Origin of the sequence: Methanosarcina sp. UBA289, from assembly GCA_002496565.1 — an archaeon.
Classification (GTDB): domain Archaea; phylum Halobacteriota; class Methanosarcinia; order Methanosarcinales; family Methanosarcinaceae; genus Methanosarcina.
This window is the reverse complement of the sequence record DAKJ01000009.1, coordinates 144,187-156,569: the sequence shown is the minus strand read 5'-3', so window position 1 is coordinate 156,569 and position 12,383 is coordinate 144,187. Positions and strand designations below refer to the sequence as shown.

The 12,383-nt window shown below is 40.9% G+C and carries 9 protein-coding genes; 6 read left to right on the top strand and 3 right to left on the bottom strand.

Annotation, left to right across the window (positions count from 1 at the left end):
- Positions 1–9: 9 nt before the first annotated feature.
- Together BP549_RS03505 and BP549_RS03500 are read right to left on the bottom strand one after the other, a co-directional pair.
- Complete coding sequence (locus BP549_RS03505) at positions 10–1,794, bottom strand: ABC transporter substrate-binding protein (protein ID WP_292378156.1); 1,785 nt, start codon at positions 1,792–1,794, stop codon at positions 10–12.
- A gap of 471 nt (positions 1,795–2,265) precedes the next feature.
- Complete coding sequence (locus BP549_RS03500; protein ID WP_292378155.1) at positions 2,266–3,276, bottom strand: PHP domain-containing protein; 1,011 nt, start codon at positions 3,274–3,276, stop codon at positions 2,266–2,268.
- A gap of 530 nt (positions 3,277–3,806) precedes the next feature.
- Here BP549_RS03500 and BP549_RS03495 point away from each other — a divergent pair.
- From BP549_RS03495 to BP549_RS03485, 3 genes are all read left to right on the top strand, one after another.
- Positions 3,807–4,265 (top strand): hypothetical protein, encoded by a 459-nt coding sequence (locus tag BP549_RS03495; protein ID WP_292378152.1) that lies wholly within the window; start codon positions 3,807–3,809, stop codon positions 4,263–4,265.
- A gap of 205 nt (positions 4,266–4,470) precedes the next feature.
- Complete coding sequence (locus tag BP549_RS03490; RefSeq protein WP_292378151.1) at positions 4,471–5,835, top strand: NAD-dependent succinate-semialdehyde dehydrogenase; 1,365 nt, start codon at positions 4,471–4,473, stop codon at positions 5,833–5,835.
- A 99-nt stretch (positions 5,836–5,934) separates the two neighbouring features.
- A complete protein-coding gene (locus BP549_RS03485) occupies positions 5,935–6,312 on the top strand; it encodes a hypothetical protein (protein WP_292378148.1) in 378 nt (125 codons plus the stop codon).
- A gap of 608 nt (positions 6,313–6,920) precedes the next feature.
- Here the strand turns inward: BP549_RS03485 and BP549_RS03480 are convergent.
- Positions 6,921–7,259 (bottom strand): restriction endonuclease, encoded by a 339-nt coding sequence (locus BP549_RS03480; protein ID WP_292378146.1) that lies wholly within the window; start codon positions 7,257–7,259, stop codon positions 6,921–6,923.
- Positions 7,260–8,184: 925 nt separating this feature from the next.
- Between BP549_RS03480 and BP549_RS03475 the strand changes: the two genes are divergently transcribed.
- The 3 genes from BP549_RS03475 to BP549_RS03465 all read left to right on the top strand — a co-directional run bounded on the left by BP549_RS03475 (position 8,185) and on the right by BP549_RS03465 (position 12,339).
- On the top strand, positions 8,185–8,547 hold the full coding sequence (locus BP549_RS03475; protein WP_292378145.1) for a heavy metal-binding domain-containing protein: 363 nt from the start codon (positions 8,185–8,187) through the stop codon (positions 8,545–8,547).
- 194 nt (positions 8,548–8,741) lie between these two features.
- Positions 8,742–10,076 (top strand): DNA double-strand break repair nuclease NurA, encoded by a 1,335-nt coding sequence (locus BP549_RS03470; protein ID WP_292378143.1) that lies wholly within the window; start codon positions 8,742–8,744, stop codon positions 10,074–10,076.
- Positions 10,066–12,339 (top strand): ATP-binding protein, encoded by a 2,274-nt coding sequence (locus BP549_RS03465; protein ID WP_292378141.1) that lies wholly within the window; start codon positions 10,066–10,068, stop codon positions 12,337–12,339. The genes BP549_RS03470 and BP549_RS03465 overlap by 11 nt, the downstream gene beginning before the upstream one ends.
- The last annotated feature ends 44 nt before the right edge of the window (positions 12,340–12,383 follow it).

The window sequence follows — 12,383 nt, the reverse complement described above, 5'->3', positions numbered from 1 at the left end:
ACTCTCTCCTTAAGCAGAGTTTCTCCTTACATTCACGAAGTTATCCAGGTTATAGATCCCGTAGAGGGGGTCCGCATACCAACCTTCGAACTGCGTGTTGAAGGGAGTGATCACTTTACTCCAATAAAGGGGGATTGCGGGCAGGTTCTCTGCATAGTAGTCCTGAAGCTCGTATGCATAGCCCTGAAGCTCTTCAGGGTCGGTAGTTGCGAGGATGTCATCGCAGAGCTGCAGGAACTCAGGATCATCAAGATTATGCATAACTCCCTGGCCTGTCCGTCTGGAATCAAAATAGCCGCTCCCCCAGCTTGCGTGCATGAGCATACCCCAGGGTGTGGTGCGGGTTACAGTCAGGTCATAGTCATAACTGTCCTTTAAGGTGAACCACGTATCTTCATCCACAGTCCTCAGGTCTGCGGCAAGGCCCACTTCCTCCAGGTATTCCTTAAGAAGCTCGCCTACGCGGGCGCTATCAGGCTTGATCAGGATTTCAAGTTTGAGGTCCTTCCCATCTTTTCCTTCACGGATTCCATTTCCGTTACTGTCCGAATATCCTGCCTTTTCCAGAATTTCCCTGGCCTTTTCTGGGCTGTACTCCAGTTTTTCTGTTTCCTTGAAACCTTCCATTGATGGAGGCACGAAACCGCAGTTAGGGACTTCCCCGTACCCGAGAGTCTCAAGCCTGATAATTTCCTCGTAATTAATGGCATAGGAAAGCGCGTTCCTGAATTTGAGGTCCGAAAATGGGGCTTTCTTTAAATTAGGGGCCAGAAAGGCAAGTCCGATGTTTGTTTTCTCAAGGAAGTCGAAATTTCCGGTCTTTTCAAGCTGTTTTATGTTGGGATAGGGGTAAGAGCTTGCGTACTTGTAATAAGTATCAACATCCCCTTTTTCAAGGGCCAGAGTGGCTACGTCCACATTTGAATAAAAGTGGATCTCCACGTTTCCGAATTCCGGAGTCTTCCCTTTCCAATATGGGTTTTTCTCAAAAACGAGTTTTCCGGCCTTAAGGTCTATCTGCTTGAGGTAGTAGGGCCCGCAGCCCACGTATGGGCCTTCGTTTATGTATTTCATGGGGTCTTCTATTGTTTCCCATACATGGGCAGGGAGGATATTGTAGGTTGCAAACTCCAGATTAATACGGGTGTAAGGCTTGTTAAATCTGAAGGTTACGGAATTGTCGGCGTCCGAAACCGTAGAACTTTCCAAGGTATCGTTAATCCAGCTTGCCCAGGGCGTCTCTTTCCCGTAGTAGCGGATTGAGAACTCAACGTCTTCGGGAGTCACTGGTTCCCCGTCGCTCCAGTAGAGGTCGTCCCTAAGGTAAAAGGTCCAGCAGGTGTTATTTTCCGAGACATTATAGCTTTCTGCAAGCTGCCCGATAAGGTGCCCTTCAGCGTCCATTTTCATAAGCGGTGGGTTTGAAAGATGGGCAAAAATCCCCAGATTTGAATCTCCAATCAAGGATGCAGATTTTATTACGTTCGGGGTTGCGATTTTCAGGATCGCTTCTTCAGAACTTGCTGATTGCTGCGTATCTGCTATTGCTGCTCCGGAGATTGCTTCTGAGTCTTGCGTTTCTCTTGTTTCTCCGGGACAAAGACTCTTTACGTATGCAATAAACCGATCAAAAAATCCTTCTTTTGAAACGGTAAGGTTACTTTCAGAATCTTCTTGCTCTGCTGTTGCAGGAAGTATATTTGAACAAAGGGTAAGAATGAGCACTACAATAACTATGTCCCGCTTCAATCCTGCCCTAAATCCTGATCCTGTAAAATACTGTTTCTGTCTCATTCCGCTGCCTTCCCGGTTTTAAGTTTTTCTGGACTCTAAAAGTATTAAATGGTCATAATTATTTTCTGAATGATCTCTGCGGCTCTGCATCTGAATCTTATGTGTATTGGTAAAGCTCACTTTTGAGCCAATTAAAAGCTCATTTTTGAGCGAGGTTTTTGGAATATTCCGGTTACCTGTTTTTTCTACAGCAACAGAGGTCGCATATAGCACTGTGCATGAAGCCATGATTAAATTACTGTGATCTCAATGTACTCTCTTCCTTCATCTCTACATATCTATTAACATTATTTTCTTTAGAAATAGGTAAAAATAACACAAAAAAATCATTTTTTATGCTAATGAATCTAAACAATTTCGTAATATAAATCTTTTGATTTTTTTCAAATTCATTCAGAAAACAGATTAAGGAAAATCTTAGTTTAGAAAATATCTAGTTTAAATTAAACTGAAAAAATAAGAAAAATGCTTTTACTCTTGTTTTTCTATTTCGATCTGTCTTTCAATCTCCCTTGCCAGATTCTCTGCAGAATGAAGGTAGAATGATGCAGGAAGCCCTGTGTTTGAGATCCTATAAAGCAGGTTCATTGCAGTTCTATTGAGTTTCGGAGAGTAACTTAACAATTCACTTCTCGAAATTCTAACCATTGTATCCAGGGATTTTATTCCCGTAAGGTAGTTCTTTATATCGCTGTTTTTCTGGCTTTTTTCAAAAATGAGATCTATCCAGGTGTTCATCTCATCGATCAAAAGCTCTCTAGTAAGGTCTTCGGGAACTATGTAACTTTTTCCCATTGCTATATTTCTGAAAAACTCTTTGAAATTATCTCCTTTTGCGAGAGTGTATACCTTCCCTAAGCTCCCTGTATGAGTGTCGGTTGTCGCAGCAATACCTTTGCCAAGGTTCTCTGCAAGAGCAATTGTAAGTTCGTTTTTTTGCTTGAGTTCGTGCATATTGTATTCCAGTACAGGAAAAAGTTTTGCCAGCCTGGGTACTGAAGATGGATTAGGTTCACTGTGAAACTCAAACCAGAAAGGGTGGTTATAAATAAAAGGAAGTTTATGCCGCTTTAGATATTTGATAAAGTTTCTCAGGTCATGTTCTATTTCCGCAATTTCCATGAGTTCAAAGAATTCCTCTCTGTTAAGCTCAAAAATATTAATATGCAGAGCGTGCCCTGCAAATCCCGGGTCATACACACTTATTTCAACCCCTGGGACGAGCTTTTCACGGTTCCACCCGAGAATTTCATATGCCTCTATTGTCTCGTGGTCTGTAAATGTAACGTAATCCATTCCCATCTTTAGAGCTTTCTCATAAAGGCTCTCAGGATGAAGGTCTCTTACAGGAAGCACGTCAAAAGAACAGGTGGTGTGAACGTGCAGGTCTGCTCGCTTCCAGCCCTCTTCCATAATCTCAGCTGCTTGTTCCGGAGTTATCAGCTTCTCCTCGTAATTTCTCGGCCCTCTCCCCATAGGCATAAACCCTGCATTTTAATTCGATTTTGATTATTTTTATTAAGTTTTAAATTTATCCCCAATATAGTATATTCTTTTTTAGATTAAGGTTTTCCGGACAGATTTCTTGGAAAAATCTGTGAAAATATTTTGGAAAGATTTGTGGGAAAATTATGGCAAAAATTGAGGGAAAATTGAGGGAAAACTTATTAGAAATCTATGTAAAAATCTGAGTCAGGATTCAGGTTTGCCTGATCCCAGTATAAAAAGCTGCTATGAGTAGTTTTCATGTTTCAGCCTACTGTGCCCACTTTTTTTCTGTTCACACCATTCCATTTATAAATATACTAAAATATTTCTCTATTTGGCATGAAAGTCCTCTCAAGTACTTTCATATTTTTGTGCCTGTTATTCGAAGAATTTCATATGCGTTTTCTTTCAGATCATCAGGTTGTCGATATGTTTTAAAACAATGAAACATAATTTATTTCTATGTACTGTTTAGGGGGTTTATTACGGGGTTTGTTGGCAAACTTAAAAGAGTAGTTGAAGTCTTGAAAGAGGACGAATCCATAGAAAAGGGAAATGATTTTGAAAAATACGTTGTGAGCCTTTTTGATGACAAATACTTCTCGATTGTGCAGTGGAGCACAGATATTACGCGGAAGCACGACAGATTTGTGGAATCGGATGCCGGTCCGGATCTTATTGTCCGTTATCTCCCGAAAGACGAAATTTTTTGTGTTGAGTGTAAGTTCAGGTCCAGCCTATTTGAGAGCAAACTCCAGTGGTCCGACCCTCAGCAATTAAAACGTTATCAGGTCTTTGCCAGGGAAAAGAGGCTTCCTTTCTTTATTGTCATAGGATTTGGCAGAGATTCGTCTTATCCGAAAAGGATGTTCTGTATGCCTCTTGGGGAAGCAAAGTATCCTGCTCTTTATCCAAGCGTATTTGAAAAGTTTGAAAGGAAGCCTGGAAAGCCCTTTTTCTGGAAAAATGGAGTGTTGAAATAATCTATACAGGACTTGTGCGGTTATTTGAATAAACAGTCAGTATTTTCCCGAAGTAGATCTCTACAATCAAGTTTCAGCTACAGTCAAGTTTCAGATATTTTTTCTCTTCTCTTTTTCCTCTTCTCTATTTTTCTCTTTTTATTTCTCCTTAATTTATAATACTGGGAATCTCAATACTAGTAATAGCTCTTTTTTGGGGGAGAGTATGAAACTTAAATCCATTAACCCTTACACGGAAGAGGTAAATTGGACCTATAATTCATTCTCTATTGGGGAATGTAGAGCCAGGATTGAAAATTGCAGGGCTGCGTTTTCCGTATGGGGCTCACTGCCTGCGGAGGAAAGGGCGAAGCATTTCAAGATTGCTGCCGGGATTCTTCGAAAAAACACCGATACTTACGCCGAAATTATCACGAAAGAGATGGGAAAACCTATCAGGCAGTCAAAGAACGAAGTTCAGAAATGCGCTCAGCTCTGTGATTATTACGTGGAAAACGCGGCCGAACTCCTGAAGGATGAAATTGTGGATACAGGAGCTGAGAAAAGTTACGTGACTTTTGAGCCTCTTGGAGTGATTTTTGGGATCATGCCCTGGAACTTTCCATTCTGGCAGGTTTTCAGGTTTGCAGTGCCTGCGATCTGTGCGGGCAACGTCTGTGTGCTCAAACATGCCTCAAACGTGCCACAGTCTGCGCTGGAAATTGAAAAAGTCTTTATTGAGGCCGGATTTCCTGAAAACGTTTTTAATACCCTGTTAATTGACTCGAAAATTGCCATGCAAATTCTTAAAGAAGAACTGGTAGACGGAGTTTCGCTTACCGGCAGCGTAGGCGCGGGCTCAAAAATTGGGAGACTTGCAGGGGGAGCTATCAAGCCTTTAGTACTTGAACTCGGAGGCTCGGACCCTTTCATTGTGCTTGAGAATGCAAACGTTGAGAAAGCTGCTCAGGCGGCTGTAAAGTCCCGTTTTCTAAATGCCGGACAGAGCTGTATCGCTGCCAAACGATTAATTGTCGTAGAAGATGTTGTTGCGGATTTTATCGAGGCATTTGAACGCCGGGTGAAGGAACTGAAGATTGGAGATCCTATGGATGAGGAGACCGATATCGGGCCTCTTGCAAAGAAGGAGTTTTTAGAGAGTCTTGAAAGAGTCCTGAAAGACGCAAAAATGAAAGGTGCAGAACTTCATGTTTATGGAGAAGGGCATAAAAAGGGATTCTTCTTCAGGCCTGCCCTCATTCCTGCTGCCAGTACGGATATGGAAGTATGCAGGACTGAGGTTTTCGGGCCAATTGCTCCGGTGATTACGGTAAAAGATGACGATGAAGCCGTGGAGATTGCAAATTCTACAGAGTATGGACTCGGGGCGAAAATCTGGTCTGGAGATCTGTATCGGGCCGAAAGTCTGGCAAAAAGAATAAAATCCGGATCTGTGTCTATCAATGGAATGATCAAATCCGACCCGAGGATTCCTTTTGGTGGGATCAAGAAATCCGGAGTAGGGAGAGAACTTTCCCACTATGGGCTCAAAGAATTTGTGAATATAAAAACTGTCGTCGTTAACAGATAAACAGGGACTTTAGTTCTTAACAACTATAGAGGGACTTTAAAATCTTACTGTTACTATAATAAATATCATCTCGTTGTAGCATTTAAGGGGGGAAGTATATTGTCTGAATTAGCTAAACAGGATATAATGTCCAGATTAACTAAGCTAGAACAGAAAATGAACGATTTGGATAGGAGTGCAGATGCTCTGATAGACGAATTAGAGAGTCTGGAAGCCGTGGCTAGAGAATTGAAAATGACAGATTCAATCGATATATTTAATGAATTTATTGAAGAAGTTGGAGTAATTAAAGAAGATTTAAGCTGCAAATTATCGGATGAGATCGAAAACGAGCAGATGAGAGAACTGGTAGAGACAAGGATGAAAACTATACCAGCAGATATCGAAAATCTAAGAAGTGAATATAATTCTGCTCGAGGTAAACTGTCAGAGATCAGAGACGAATTAAGAATTAGTAGATCAAGTAAGCTGGATTAAACATTCATGACTTAATTTATCCTACGCCAGGCTAGGCCCAGCCAGGCAGCTTCAGGACATAATTTTTTAGGATAAAAAAGATTAATATAATTATTTTTCATTGCATTTCTTTCGTTTCAACACTAACAATACCAGGGCTACAGTCACAGACGCAAATATCCAAAATATAACCGTGAATGGATTTATTGCTTTTTTGAGCGCATCTATTCTCTTTCTTAGCCATACTATGCTCATTTAGTCCAACTCCACGAAATCTTTGGCTCTGTAATCACATACTTTATTAGTATTGAATATAGTACTATTTGGAAGCGTAATAAATATTGAAACGCTCTACGATTTTCTGTTTTCATGAAATTCTCTGACTTCATCTAAACTTTGGACAAAGTTTATCTTTTAGGATTTATCTTTGTTTAGTATGACATTTACATAGTGTAACACACGTGCCTTTTATAGTGATAGAAATTTCAAATATTCGAGTAAGTTACTAATTAAAAGAACAATTATATAAATTATCACTTAAAATGACGATAATCAATATGATCTTATGAATAATTGATAAAAGTATGACAATAAATATCCAATAAGGAATCTCTTATTTTGGAGTATTCTTAATTCAGAATAGTATTGATCATCTTTTCAAGTTCATTTCTATCAACTAAATCAATAAAGTTCGCTTTAGCTAATTGTTTGGCGGAATCGGTAAAATAACTATTTGTAACTACTATACCCTCAGTGCATTTGTAAAAACCTTTTGCAGCTACGACTTCCTGTACTGCACTGTTTGAGACTTTCCCCGTGTATCTTTTTACCTGAACAGCGGTTCTTCTTTTTTTTGATGTTAGGATCAGATCTGCACCCTGATCCCCTGATCGTGGAGTTTGACAGACTGAATATCCTAACTGTTCATAAACGTACTTCACAAATTCTTCAAATCTGTATCCATCCATTTCGTCGATTTCTGCTAATGTGCTTAGTGCTGAGTTTGATGGATTTTTCTTAAGCAGTCGTTTTATAAACCTATACAGTAAGCGAATTGGAAAACTAAGCAGTAGCCATATAGGTTTAACAAGTCGTTTTGTAAACATGTACAGTAGATACATCGGGAATCTAAGCAATTGCCACATTAGTTTCAGTAAGTAAATTGAAAAACTAAATAGTAGTCTCATTGATTTTACGAAAAGATTTAACATAATATTAAGTAGTCCATTACCAGATCGACTTTGTTTTCTTTGTTTTCCTCTCTTTCCCGTTTTCATCAATGTACTTCCCTCTGTTTTTGAGAGTCTATCGACAAGTCCATAATATATGTTGAAAAGTCACAATCTGACTATGATCTCAGAGTATCTATTATGATCTTTCATCTTGCATACTGTAAGGGTTACAGTAGATACCGACTTTTAGGATAGGCTCTAAATCTCGGGGCGATTTTCTGTTTTCAGAAAATCTCAAACTTTATGTGAATTTCGGCCAAGATATTCCTTTACTTAATATGACATTTGTATGGTGTAATCCACAAATACCTCTCTAGCAAAAGACAGTTTAAGTTTTGAGAGCCGTTTGCTAATTAAAAGAATATCTTAATATAAATATACTGTCGTTTGAAATAACTGTTCTCAATACTTAACTCAATTGTTTTGTAGCAAGTAAGAATTGAATAATTGAGAAAGCAGATCGACCTGATAAACGACAAAATATGCTGGAAGGATACTAGGATTGTAATTGTCGGAGCAAATATTATCTGTTTTGATAATATTTTATGTGGACTCTTGTACCCAACATACCAATATTAATATGTATGTTCTCAATCATATTAGTTAAAGAAGTAGAATTAACATTTATAAAGTGCTAATTTGATCAATATGCTGGGATGCCATGACAAAAGATATTATTATTGTCAGTACACCGTACTTACCAGGTTATAAAATCATAAAAACCATCGGGTTTACGTGGGGATTGATTGTGAGGAGCCGTGGGCTAGGACGAAACATAACCGCTGGCCTCAGGTCAATTGTCGGTGGGGAGATCCACGAGTACACCGAACTCCTGAATCAGTCCCGCGAACAGGCACTTGACAGATTAAAAGAACATGCAGAGGCTCTTGGGGCCAATGCAGTAGTAAGTGTCGAGTTCGATTCTTCAGAGATTGGCCAGACAATGACTGAATTGCTTGCATATGGCACGGCGGTTGTGGTCGAAAAGGATGAAATTCCTTCAAACCCGGTAAGGCTTAGTTGAGGAAAGGACGATAGTCATCAGTTCTATGGGCTTATCAGAGTCACAGATATTTATGTTCCTGCAATCTTTATTAAAACCCCATTTTTAGTTCACTTCAGAACATTAGGTTTAAGGAAGTTCAAATCTTTGCTTAGTTCCTTTATATCCGCTTTCCACTCAACAAATATATAAACTCCTCAAAGTATCTTTTATCCATGACCCTTGAGCCTGTGCATATGCATAAGATCTCGGAGCTTGCAAAAAAGATTGACCGCTCGTTTGAATCTGAGGAGGTAAAAACGGCTGCGGATATCTATTCTCTACTTGAGGAGTTGGAGCTAGATGGGAAGGTCATTCTTAAAGCCATAGACAGGCTCTTTCGAGGGATTGTAAGAACTGAGCTGATGGCACAGAGCGAGGATCCGTATCCACTTACTTATGCTTGTGACAGCGGAAGTACTAACCCAAAGACTTATGACAGCGGACTTTTTGTAGATTTCTGTCACTGTGGGTTGGCTGCAACGCCTACTGATCTCGATATTCAAAGATTTCGAACAATCGTATGTGCTGCTTATTCTTCTTCTCTGAAGGTGTCCATACAGGCTACAGCAGGCTGGGAAACCTTTGATGAAGGATTTGGAAGGGCAAAACTGGTTACAATCGCACCTGATGAGTTAAAAAGAAAAGCCCCTGATATGGTGCACAGTTTTGCCATGTACCTGGCAGAATCCGAACATATTCTTTTCATGAAAGACAAGCTCGAACCTGAGAGCTTTTTCATAATGGACGGGCCGATTTATCCAAAACAGCTAATGTACTGGATGGTGCTGGACGATGAGGAAGTAAGGGTTCGGCAGAACACCGACGCCCGAAAAATCCTCCAGAATTACATTGATATCATGGATCATTTCCTTAAAAATCGGCAGCCTGTGATCGGGTTTGTAAAAAATCCTACTGACGTGCAGATTATGGACAGCATCCGGAAAAAAGGGAACGCTTTCGACCTTCCCTGGATGCTTGACTCCCAGTTTTTCAAGAATCTTCTATCCTTAGAAAAAGTTGATAATGCCTCAGGACATGAGGGGAGGAACTCGAGAAATAACAGGAAGAATGGCAAGCACAATGGTTCCAAGAATGCTTACATTACTTACACCAACTGGTTTTTGCAGCCCAAGAGGTTTTATGAAAAGTTGCTTGACGGGACTTCACCCCTTGCAGCCGCAGATCCGCTCCAGCAGGAACTCAGGCACAATTTCCCGTCTGAGGATTATGCTCTTTGTTTTTTCATGCTTTATGCACCCTCTAAAGATATTGTCTTCAAGGTAGAAGCCCCATATGGGCTTGTTAAGGACGATTTCCTCCGCATGCAAATTACCAAAAAAGTGCTCTTTGACCTTTCTTTGTATGGTTTTCCTCTTACCCTCACAAAGGCAGACCATCTGGCAAAAATCCGCAAGGTGGAGAGGCAAGAGATCGATAAATTCTTTGAAAACATGAATCCCGATACCACTTATAATGACACTCGGTGGGGTAAGATAAATGAAATATGAAGATGTCGATATTTTTACTTTTAACTCTTACAAACCGAAACAGAATCCAGTTCCTGTGGATTCAGGAACGGAAGAAACTCCAAGTTCAAAGGAAAGCCCTGACGAGATAAGTGCCGAAGGCAGCGATAAGGGCGAGCTCGTGAAATCTCTTGACCTTGAAGGAGCTTCCAACCTGGTTACTCCGATATTCACACCTGATAACGATAAAACACTGCAAGCTCCATTGTCCGATACTCTCAGGAAAGATTGTCCAGAGGAGGTACCGGATTTTATCCCAACCGAATCTGACATTATATCAGATATTGAATCCAATATTAAATCAGATATTAAACCCGATATTGGATTCGGTATTGAATCTGATATTGAATCCGATCTTTTTTCAGTTCCTGCTGAAGCAATTCTTGAATCTGCTCCTCTATCTAAGACTGCTTCTCTATCTAAGACTTCTTCTGTGTCTAAGACTTCTTCTCCGCCTTTATCAGATCTCTCTCTTGAATCTGAAGTTCTTGGGCGTTCCGTACAGGAAGCTTTCCCCTTTGAAAGCTTTGCCAGTTATAGCGATAACATCCTGAAGGCTTCTCCAGTTTCAGAGGCTTTCGGGATTGTTACTACAGGCATAGAGCCCCTTGAATTGACTCCCTCAGGAGCTGTAATCACAGGCTATATTACATCAGCCCGTCGGGATGAGATAAGGCTAGGCACATATGTAGTCGTGCCTTATGAAAATGGAGAAAAACTCTTTGCCAGGGTGGGAAAACTTCAGTACAGGCAGGAGTTTGTGGTAGACGACGCAACTGAGATTCACTCCAGGCGTATGCTCAGTGCTCTTGGAAACCCTGTAAATGAAGATGATTACAAGTTCCTTGCCTGTCTTGATCCGCTCTGTATTCTTTACCGGAAGACCGAAGGCAAACTCACTCGGCGTATGGCAGACCGGATTCCCCACCCTAATACTCCTATCCTGCCTGTTACTGACAGGCTTGAAGTCCAGACAGGGCTCAATATTCCTGAAGAAGGAATTTTTCTCGGTCACCTGAGCGTAGGCGGCGAACTTTTAAAAACTAATTCCGAGCCTGAAACGGTTGCATACTATCTCAGAAACGACTATTCAATGGGTGACCCTCTTATTTTCAGGCATATACTTATTTGCGGGAGCACAGGGACAGGAAAAACTTTTCTCTCAAAGAATATCCTCCGTCAGTTCCTGAATGAAAACAACAGATACAGGCTGCGGAGTTCTCCTGATAAGGCCCGGAAAAATCCCTGTTTGGTAATCATGGACCCTCAGGATGAATATTCCCAGCTTTTCGAGGACAACGAGACCCTGACTGAGAACGACAAATTCCGTTTCGAATCCGAAAATGTAACTTATGGTCGGGTTCTCTCTACAAAGGCTTTCGTGGCGAAAGTTGACGGGCAGAAATATCCCGGGGATAAGTCCAGAGCCGAGCAGATTGAGTTTACAATTCCCTTTTCGCTTGTAGAACACAATTCCTGGCTTATTGCAGCAGCCGGAATGTCCGAACTCCAGTACATAGGGCTTGAAGTACTTCTTGGAGATTTCTTCAAATCAAGCGTGCTTCATACTTACCAGAATTTTATCAATCATATTGACAATGAAGGTACTCGTTCCTACTACGTTGACAGTGGAAAGCTTCATGAATCCTCATATGACGGAATTGTAAGGAGAGTGAGAAATCCCTTCTTCTCGAAGGTTTTCGACCGGGATGCGACCTCAATTACTGACCTTCTGGATAAGATCTTCAAGCCAGGACAGGTTTCAGTTTTCCCGACCGAATACATAAGCGCTCCCAGAATCCGCGACCTCATAGTACTCACAATAATGAGCTTGATTGTAGACAACAAATTAAGTACCACAGGAGAAAAAGCTATTAAAGAAACTCCTATTATCCTTGCCCTGGATGAAGCCCATCGATACCTCTCGAAGGCAAACGGGGAACATTCTCGTCTTATTATTTCTCGTTTTGCAGACGCAGCCCGCCAGGGTCGAAAAGAAGGACTTGGTCTTTTCCTGATCACCCAGGACCCCCAGGATATCGATGATACGGTTTTCAAGCAAATAAATACGAAACTGATCCTTAACCTCAACAACGATACAGCTATCACCTCTCTAAAAGTCCCGAAAGAATACGAGAGGAGAATTCCATATCTTAAGAAAGGACAGATGATTATTCATTCTCCGGATAATAGTGATATCGTGGAAATAATTGGGCTTTCAAATTGTGTAGTCCGGCATAGGTGAGTTTCACCAGTTTCCAATAGGGTGGGGAATGTGCCTGATTTTCC

Excerpts from the sequence above, each read along its gene's own strand:
- BP549_RS03480 (WP_292378146.1), bottom strand. The coding sequence starts at position 7,259 with ATGGATGGATACAGATTTGAAGAATTTGTGAAGTACGTTTATGAACAG.
- BP549_RS03475 (WP_292378145.1), top strand. The coding sequence starts at position 8,185 with ATGACAAAAGATATTATTATTGTCAGTACACCGTACTTACCAGGTTAT.
- BP549_RS03465 (WP_292378141.1), top strand. The coding sequence starts at position 10,066 with ATGAAATATGAAGATGTCGATATTTTTACTTTTAACTCTTACAAACCG.
- BP549_RS03470 (WP_292378143.1), top strand. The coding sequence starts at position 8,742 with ATGACCCTTGAGCCTGTGCATATGCATAAGATCTCGGAGCTTGCAAAA.
- BP549_RS03490 (WP_292378151.1), top strand. The coding sequence starts at position 4,471 with ATGAAACTTAAATCCATTAACCCTTACACGGAAGAGGTAAATTGGACC.
- BP549_RS03505 (WP_292378156.1), bottom strand. The coding sequence starts at position 1,794 with ATGAGACAGAAACAGTATTTTACAGGATCAGGATTTAGGGCAGGATTG.
- BP549_RS03500 (WP_292378155.1), bottom strand. The coding sequence starts at position 3,276 with ATGCCTATGGGGAGAGGGCCGAGAAATTACGAGGAGAAGCTGATAACT.